A 6,911-nucleotide genomic window follows, 5' to 3' on the forward strand; every position below is an offset into this window, starting at 1 on the left:
ACATTGCGATTTGCACGCACAACATTCCTTCTGTGGCTTAAAACATTGGGATTTCTGCCTGGGAAATCAAGCTTCGACGATTAACAGTCGCTTCTAGTTTTGCTGAAGCGGTTAGAATTTGGTCAATGCGGCGGTAGCAGGGGTGATGACGGCAAGCTGGCTTAAACATCTCCAAGAATTGTTAGGTGTGGTCTGGCAGTGGTTTGCCTCGATCGAGCCTAATTTGTCTGGAATTCTGGCTGCACTTGGAGTTTTGGCAATCCTTTTTGGACCGCTTAGACCCGTTTTTGGCTTTTTGAAAAAGCGACTTGCCCGCAGGAAATCGCATCAGCCTGTTGAACTGCCAGATACGTTTCCGTTTGAGATTATTGCTCCTCGCTCTCCAGGTATTGTGCGGCAACTGATTGGCAGTAATAATGATGATCCTGACGATCCACTTGCAGACTTTAATATTCATTATCAGAAACGAGATGCCGATCGAAACGTTCAAAAAGAGTTGGAACAGTTGCTCAAGGAACGGCGATCGGTCTTAATTCTGGGCAAGTCAGGAATCGGCAAATCACGGGAGGCAGCAGAGCTAGCAGCCAGCTTCAATCAAGACGGATGGACAATTCTCAAATTAAAGTCTTGGGAATGGCAGGCAATCAGGAAGCCAAGCCAATTGCCGCTCGAACGAATTGGAACAGACCGACAGATTCTCTTCTGGTTTGATGATTTGAATCGTCCTCTGGATCAGGAGGCAGCATGGCGCAAGGACAAATCAGGCAATGCGCTTCAGTTAGGTTTGTCGCCTTTGCCAGAACGACTGCTGGAACTGCTGGAGGCTTATGACCGAGGCTGCCGTCCAGAAGAAATTCGCGTGATTGCGACTGCCCGGAATGAAACAATTCCTGAGCGGGAAGGCGAACCCAGCGAACTCGAAAAGTTGGGGCTAGATCAGTATCCAAAACTGTGGCGCGATCGATTTGCTCAGTATTCATTACCAGAACCGGATGTGATCGCGCTGGTAGAACTGCTGCAAAACACAGTCGATCCGCAAACGGTTGAAGCTGATCCGCAGGATTACCAAAAGTTAGCAGAAAAGAGCGATCGAACTTTTCGGGTGATGGTGTTGAATTTGAAGGATGCGCGGCGATCGGGTGAACCATTAACCCAGGTTTTTACCCCGACGCTGAAGGGAAGCTGGGAGAAGCGATATCGGGAAGCTGAGAAACTTGCTTATGCTCCTCACATCTACGCTGCGATCGGTCTGCTGCGTCAGGTCAACGTCGTGCTTACTGAGTTTACGGTTGCGCCAACGGCTGTCCTCATTGCAAACCGATGGAATCAACCGCGTCAATTTACCTGGTGGCATCGCTGGCAGATTAACCGCACGTTGTGTTATCTGATTGCCGCACAAGACATTCTCAACCCCAGCGAAGGACAGATTGAGGCAGCAAATAAGCGCGTAGAGGTGGGGGAATACGTTCCAGCCCTGTCTCGCCTGCTTCAGGAATTGGCAGACCAACATCCAATCGAGATGCTGTCTTCGCTTTTTGGCTTTGGCTTTGCAATGTCTGAACTCAAACGATATCCGCAAGCCCTGGAAGCGTTCAGCAAGCTATTGTCCATTTTGCAACGCCTGATACCTGCAATCACAGATCCAGAAGTTTTGGCAAGGAGCAATTTCGGGCTTGCTTTTGTTTGGTTTGAAAAAGGCATTGCCCTGGCTGAGCTAGGACAGCACCAGCAAGCGATCGACTCCTGGGACGAAGCCCTCAAAAGCAAACCGGACTATCACGAAGCCTGGTACAACCGAGGCATTGCCTTGGTTAATCTAGGACGCTACGAGGAAGCGATCGACTCCTGGGACGAAGCCCTCAAAAGCAAACCAGACTATCATGAAGCCTGGAACAACCGAGGCAATGTCCTGGTTAATCTAAGACGCTACGAGGAAGCGATCGGGTCCTACGACGAAGCCCTCAAAAGCAAACGGGACTATCACGAAGCCTGGAACAACCGAGGCGTTGCCTTGGTTAATCTAAGACGCTACGAGGAAGCGATCGACTCCTGGGACAAAGCCCTCAACATCAAACCAGACGATCACGCAGTCTGGAGCAACCGAGGTCTTGTCCTGGTTAATCTAGGACGCTACGAGGAAGCGATCGACTCCTGGGACAAAACCCTCGAATACAAACCGGACGCTGACGAAGCCTGGTACAACAAAGCCTATTGTTATTCCTTGTGGAATCACGTGGATGAAGCGATCGAGTCTTTACAACGAGCGATCGAACTCAACCCCGGATATCGAGAAAAGGCTAAAACAGACTCCGATCTTGACAATATTCGATCGGACGATCGATTCAAAGCATTAATTGAAGAAGATTCTGATTCAGCATGAGGCGATCGAATTTATGCAGGAGGGCTGGTAAAAAGAAGAAGGGGCCTGGAACACAGCTCCAGGCAAAAAGCACTACCCCTTCATCTCAAAACCATCTAAAAATTACACAAAAACAAAGTTACGAGCAGACAAATTCACAGACGTTGCGTTGACTCCTTCCAGGACAGCAATCAACTCGCTGCTTTGTGCGCCTGTGGTTGGATCAACCTTGCTCATATAAATGCCTGCCCCTGTTGCTGTTGCCCCAACCGTGTAGCTCGTAGGCAGTCCTGATAGCTGAATGCGATCGGCTTGCTTGAAGTCTTTGATCACAGCATAGTCTGCGTCTGCTGCTGACGTATAAAATGCCATTCCTGCCTGACCCAAAACGAAGGTGTCTTTGCCATTGCCGCCAATCAAAATATCCACTTCAGGCGCAGGCGTAGGGACAGTTGGGGTTGTTCCTGCTGGAGAAGGTGCAGCCGGAATTGCAGTCATGCCAACCAGAATGTCATTACCATTTCCACCCGTTAACTCATCATTACCCGCTTCACCGTAGAGCGTATCTTTGCCATTGCGACCGCTAATTTTGTCATTCCCCAACCCACCCTTGATCACTTCAGACTTATTGCCACCCAGCAAAATGTCATCTGCATCGGTTGGAATCAACATATCTTTAGATTTGCCGTTCTTTCCCTTGATGTTTTTGTGTTTGCCGTTTTCTTTCTTGTTTTGATTCTTCATCGAAACGTTCTCCTCAAATCTCTATCACGTTTGTTGTTGGCTAGGGCAAATCTAGCCTACTTGATTGTTGATAAGCTTCAATAAAGACACAGAACTATTATTTTTTGTTTTTATGAACTTGACAGGATTACTTTCAGTAGAACCACAGAGATTTATCTATTAAATTTATAGAATATCGGGAACTTTGTTCTACGGTTAGAATAATTACGAGTTACTTTATTTAGATTTCATGTAGAACTTTTAGATTTTATGTAGAACTTGTAAAAGCTCGAAGCAGGATAGTGAAAATCCTGCAAAACCTATTTACATTAATCTTGTCCTTTAGAGGTTGTTTTTCGCTCGATCGCACGACTGATGCGTTTCAATTCCTGCCGTTCTTTATTGGTGAGCGCACGCAACAGTTCCTTCTGTCGGCGAGTCATCGCACTCAACAATGGGAAAGTTTTCTATCCTGGCAGACCAACCAAAAATCGCAGTATTCATGCCAGGTGAGCCAGGTCGATCTGTTATTGCAGTTACTTGAAGTAGCTACCTTTTTGTTGGAGAACGATCTTACTACATTGTCCTCAATTGCTCGATCTCCTCCTGAAGAGCTATACACACTAACAAGGCGATTTTGTCATATTGGTAACAAATTTTCAATATCACACCCCTTAGGCTAAGGGTATCGTATAAATACGGAGGTCGATCATGAGCCTAGTGCGTCAGGTTAAGGTTCGCCGATTAGATGCGATGAAGAGTGGCATGGTCGAGTTTTATACACTACAATCCAGCCACGAAACGATGCTGGCGCAAATTCCAGGCAGAACTGTGGATGATTTGTTTGTGCATCATTTTCACACCGATCAGCTTTTGGTGGTGCGGGGTGAAATCGTGTTGGTGATTCTGAGCGGTCGACAGTACCATTACTTCCCCCTGAGCGAAGCTGTGCCGCAGGTGGTGACGATTCCGCCCGGAGTGCCCCACGGTTCGATTAACTTTAGCGATCAGCCCTGTATGTTTGTGAATGCGGTGCTGCGCCACGGTAAACCCCACGAGCGCGATTATCGTCCGCTCCGCAAACCCTTTCCCTATGATGTGGAACGGGCAAAAGCAGCGCTGGAGACGATTCGCCCGAAAGCAATTCACGGGGAGGTGATTCACGGGGAGGCGATTCAGAATGACGCCTGCACAAAAACGATCGCGCTTCGCCATTGAACGGTTTGATTTTTCAGCGTTTGCGTCAGGAGCTGCTGAATTAGGAATTGTTCTTGAGACGACAGCGATCGGGCAAGGCGATCGACGTAGCTGGGGCGAGTTTGACCAGGACGAAACCAGCGATCGAGCAAATCAGCGGTAACGTGCAAATCGGTTTGGCTCACTTCGCGCTGAAGCGTTGGCTGGAGTCCGGCGGCGGCAAACCAGGCAAGCAAATCGGCTTCGCGCCAGTTGACCATTGGGTCAGTCCCATCTTGATAAATCGCTTCTTCGGCTTCGATCCAGCGCTGCCACAAATCGGACTTAACCTGGCTGCGATTCCCCTGCGGTAACTGCCTGGCATCAACTAATTCATACAATCGCTGAGTTTCATAAGACAGGGTTTCTGCCAGCACAATTCGCCCATTCGATCGCAGCAATTTTGCCAGTTTCTGAATCAGAGCGGCTTTATCAGGCTCGTGCAGCAAGACATTTCTGCCGAGGATGCGATCGAACTGAATCTCCGGTTCCACCATTAAATCGTGGGCATCCACCCGGACGATCGGGCGATTGATTTCTGGCAGCATTTCCGCCTGTTCTGCAATTGCCTGCCCGTCTGCTGCCTTTCTGACCCAGGCATACACGCCGCCTTCGGGGACTTGCCGCACCGCTTCCCAAACCAGCAAACCGCTTGCAGCAAGGGCATCCAGAATGACATGATGACGATCAGGCTGGGCCAGCGTGAAAATGCGATCGCGAATCTGTCCGAGCTGCGTTCCCGTCTGGCTAAGCGTGCGCTGGAGCCAACGATCGAGGGTGCGGTTGGGTGGGGTGAAGGTGAGCACTTCGGGTAAAGCGGCTCCAATTCCTTCAACCAGTGCCGCAAGCTGCGACTCTCGCTGGCGGGCGACCTGCTGCTGAACTTTCGCTTCTTCGCCCTGATTGGACGGCTGATAAAACATTTGTCCCTGAAGGCTACTGGGCAAATATTGCTGAGCTACCCAGTGATCGCGATAAGCGTGAGGATAGAGATAATTTGCGCCATGTCCAAAGGAGTGACGATCGCGATTGGCATCGCGCAAATGGTTTGGTACTTCGGTTTCGCGCTGCTGTTCAATCGCAGCCAGGGCATCAAAAAAGCCCATGACACTGTTTGATTTAGGAGCAGTTGCCAGAAACAGCGTTGCTTGCGCCAGAGGGTAACGTCCTTCTGGCAGTCCCACCCGATCGAACGCCATTGCACAGGCATTGACGATCGCTACCGCATTGGGGTCAGCCAATCCCACATCTTCACTTGCCAAAATCAAGAGCCGCCGAAAGATAAACCGGGGATCTTCACCCGCATACACCATTCGCGCCAGCCAATATAGGGCAGCATCCGGGTCAGACCCGCGCACGCTCTTGATAAATGCGCTAATCGTGTCAAAGTGAACGTCGCCTTCTTTGTCGTACAGTACTGCTCGCTGCTGAATTGATTCTTCGGCAACCGCTAACGTGATGTAGATTTCGCCCGCTGCCGCTGGGGTGGTTTCAACCGCCAATTCCAGCGCATTCAGCAACGCCCGCGCGTCTCCGTTTGCGACGTTCACCAGATGATCCAGCGCGTCCGGGTCAATTTTCACAGTTCGATCGCCATAGCCTCGATCGCGATCCTGCAACGCTTGCTCTACCACCCGGTACAGGTCTTGGAGCAACAGCGGCTTGAGCTGAAAAATCCGCGATCGGCTGACGAGGGCCTTGTTCACTTCAAAATAAGGATTCTCGGTCGTTGCCCCGATCAGAATTACCGTGCCGTTTTCCACCCAAGGCAACAGCGCGTCCTGCTGCGCCTTATTGAAGCGATGCACCTCATCCACAAACAGAATCGTTTTTTGTCCCTGCTTGCGCTGTATTTGTGCAGTGTCGATCGCCGCCCGAATTTCCTTTACGCCTGCCAGCACCGCATTCAGCGAAATAAAGTGTGCCTGCGTTGTGTTGGCAATAATCCGCGCCAGCGTCGTTTTTCCCGTTCCCGGTGGACCGTAAAAAATAATCGACGAAAGCTGATCCGCCTGAATTGCCCGACGCAACAGCCGCCCCGCTCCCAAGATGTGATCCTGCCCGATAAACTCATCCAGCGATCGGGGTCGCATTCGAGCTGCTAGCGGCGCATCTACATCAGATTTTGCATTCGATACAGGCATGGATCAGGCAAAGGATACTTTGCAGCAAACAAACCAAGCCGATGATCTAACAAATTTAGAGCAGCGTCTACCCAATTTTTTGGGACTCCAGCTTACCTAGAATCTTCCTTGCCTACAGCCTTCAAACTCCCCCGTTGATAGGAGATTTAGAAGGCTCAAAGTCCCCCAGAATTGGGGGATTTAGGGGGGCAGTGTAGCACTTCTGCCACTGTTCAAATATCTCTTAGTCTGCGTCTTCCATCGGGCTGTCTTCGGGCAACTGCTGCAAAATGTCATCCAGCAAAGACTGCTCGGCATGGCCCGCCTGATCGACCAAACTCGATCGCAGCAGCGTCACTTGATAGGAATCGAGATCGATCGCCACAGGCTTTGCCGAATTTGCATCGCTGTCCCACTGAGAAATCTCAGACTGAAGCTGATCGTCGATCGCCGTCAGCCGACCCAGAGCT

5 protein-coding genes are annotated in these 6,911 nt (G+C 50.3%); 2 read left to right on the forward strand and 3 right to left on the reverse strand.

Annotation, left to right across the window (positions count from 1 at the left end; all coding sequences use genetic code 11):
• Positions 1 to 145: 145 nt before the first annotated feature.
• Positions 146 to 2,380 (forward strand): tetratricopeptide repeat protein, encoded by a 2,235-nt coding sequence (locus tag H6F80_RS30035; protein ID WP_242067516.1) that lies wholly within the window; start codon positions 146 to 148, stop codon positions 2,378 to 2,380.
• Between the two features lie 102 nt (positions 2,381 to 2,482).
• Here H6F80_RS30035 and H6F80_RS22635 read toward each other — a convergent pair whose 3' ends face one another.
• Positions 2,483 to 3,103, reverse strand: a complete 621-nt coding sequence (locus H6F80_RS22635; protein ID WP_190793782.1) for a hypothetical protein — start codon at positions 3,101 to 3,103, stop codon at positions 2,483 to 2,485.
• A 690-nt stretch (positions 3,104 to 3,793) separates the two neighbouring features.
• Here H6F80_RS22635 and H6F80_RS22640 point away from each other — a divergent pair.
• Positions 3,794 to 4,300 carry a dTDP-4-dehydrorhamnose 3,5-epimerase gene (locus H6F80_RS22640; protein WP_199296753.1) on the forward strand — a complete coding sequence of 169 codons (507 nt, stop codon included), beginning with the start codon at positions 3,794 to 3,796 and terminating at the stop codon, positions 4,298 to 4,300.
• Here H6F80_RS22640 and H6F80_RS22645 read toward each other — a convergent pair.
• Together H6F80_RS22645 and H6F80_RS22650 are read right to left on the reverse strand one after the other, a co-directional pair.
• The gene (locus H6F80_RS22645) at positions 4,258 to 6,462 is read right to left on the reverse strand and encodes an AAA family ATPase (protein ID WP_190793783.1); all 2,205 of its coding nucleotides are present in this window, start codon (positions 6,460 to 6,462) and stop codon (positions 4,258 to 4,260) included. The genes H6F80_RS22640 and H6F80_RS22645 overlap by 43 nt on opposite strands.
• A gap of 223 nt (positions 6,463 to 6,685) precedes the next feature.
• Positions 6,686 to 6,911 (reverse strand): hypothetical protein (locus H6F80_RS22650; protein ID WP_199296754.1); only part of this gene is annotated, 226 nt, incomplete at its 5' end.

It is taken from the genome of Leptolyngbya sp. FACHB-711, from assembly GCF_014695615.1.
In the GTDB taxonomy this organism is placed as follows: Bacteria; Cyanobacteriota; Cyanobacteriia; order Elainellales; family Elainellaceae; genus Leptolyngbya_A.

Coding starts and splice junctions, on each gene's coding strand:
- H6F80_RS22640 (WP_199296753.1), top strand. CDS start 3,794: ATGAGCCTAGTGCGTCAGGTTAAGGTTCGCCGATTAGATGCGATGAAG.
- H6F80_RS30035 (WP_242067516.1), top strand. CDS start 146: ATGACGGCAAGCTGGCTTAAACATCTCCAAGAATTGTTAGGTGTGGTC.
- H6F80_RS22645 (WP_190793783.1), bottom strand. CDS start 6,462: ATGCCTGTATCGAATGCAAAATCTGATGTAGATGCGCCGCTAGCAGCT.
- H6F80_RS22635 (WP_190793782.1), bottom strand. CDS start 3,103: ATGAAGAATCAAAACAAGAAAGAAAACGGCAAACACAAAAACATCAAG.